The sequence below is a fragment of the Micromonospora sp. D75 genome, from assembly GCF_018070405.1.
Classification (GTDB): domain Bacteria; phylum Actinomycetota; class Actinomycetes; order Mycobacteriales; family Micromonosporaceae; genus Micromonospora; species Micromonospora chalcea.
In genome coordinates this window covers 1-1,649 of sequence record NZ_JAGPXV010000917.1, presented here as the reverse complement: position 1 = coordinate 1,649, position 1,649 = coordinate 1, and the positions used below count along the sequence as shown (strand labels likewise).

General features: G+C 71.3%; 1 protein-coding gene. It reads right to left on the bottom strand.

The genetic code is table 11. The features are described from left to right. Positions 1-1,594, bottom strand: a 1,594-nt coding sequence (locus KBX39_RS33935) for an acyltransferase domain-containing protein (protein ID WP_312247520.1), incomplete at its 3' end; no start/stop codon positions are given. Between the last annotated feature and the right edge of the window lie 55 nt (positions 1,595-1,649).

Genomic DNA, 1,649 nt, shown 5'->3' with positions numbered 1-1,649 from the left:
CACCCGCACCCGCACCCGCCGGACAACCCGCACGCACCAACCGCCGCACAAACACACCCGACGACCGCAACGCCACCTGATCCTCAACCCCCGACAACAACACCCCACACAACCAACCCCACACACCACCACCCAACACACCCGGCAAATCCACCAAACCACCCCACCGCAACGGCACCTCCAAACCCACCACCCGACCCAAACCCCACACCGCAGAACCGTCCAGGTCGGTCAGAGGCTCGGAGTCGTCCACGGAGACGGCACCGCTGGTCAACCACCACAGCCGACCCTCGACCTCAGTGACTGCAAGCGCCTGCGCGACCGCCAGTGCCTCGACGACACCGGCGCCGGCCAGCGACATCAGCGAGATCATCCCGGCGACCGGTCCTGCGGCCGCCGAGGCGGCGGACAGCCGACGCGCGATCCCGTCCCGGTCCAGCTCGTCCAGCACCACGGGGATCATCTCGGCGCCCCGCTCCGCCAGCCCGGCCAGCAACGGGTGGTCCTCCTGGCCGGGCACCATCAGCACCAGCCAGGAGCCGGTCAGGTTCTCGTTTCCGGTCACGTCCTGGCGCCGCCACACCACGCGGTAGCGCCAGGCGTCCACCGTCGACCGCTGCTGTGCGGCCCGCCGCCACTGCGCGAGCTTCGGCAGGACCGCGCTGAACGGTTCGTCCGCGCCGACACCCAGCTCGCCGCCGACCAGGTCGGGGTCGCCGGACTCCACGGCCGCCCAGAACCGCCCGTCGAGAGCTTCGCCGTGCACGTCCCGGCGGGCCGCGGGCGCCGCCTCGGGCCAGTACCAGGTGTGGTCGAAGGCGTACGTGGGCAGGTCGACCACACCCGGCCGGGCGCCGGTCTGACCGTGGTACGCCGCCCAGTCGACCGGCACACCCGCCACCCACAACTGCCCCAGCGCCGACGTCAACACGCCGACCTCCGGCTGATCCCGCCGCGACACCGGAATCCGCCGCACCCCGGCATCCGCGACGATCTCCGCCACCATCGCCGTCAACGTCGCATCCGGGCCCACCTCCAGGAACGTGTCCACCCCCTGCCCCCGCAGAGCAGCCACCCCGTCGGCGAACCGCACCGGCTGCCGCACGTGCCGCACCCAGTACTCCGGATCCACCAGCTCCAGCGGCTCCGCGACCGCGCCGGTCACGTTCGACACGATCGGCACCCGCGGCACCCGCCAGTCCAGCCCCGCCACCACCGACGCGAACTCGTCCAGCATCGGATCCATCAACCGCGAATGGAACGCGTGACTGACCGCCAGTTCCTTGACCCGCCAACCCCGCTCACGGCAGGCCCCCACCACCGAAGCCACCTCATCGGCCGCACCCGACACCACCACCGACGCCGGACCGTTCACCGCCGCCACGTCCACCGCCACGCCGGTCACGCCGAGCAACTCGGCGACAGCCTCCTCCGACGCACCGACCGCCGCCATCACCCCACCCGACGGCAGAGCCTGCATCAACCGACCCCGCGCCGCCACCAGGGAACAGGCATCCGCCAACGACAACATCCCCGACACGTACGCCGCCGTCACCTCACCGATCGAATGACCCGCCAGGAAATCAGCCCGCACACCCCACGACGCGAGCAACTCCCACAACGCCACCTCAACCGCGAACAACCCCGCC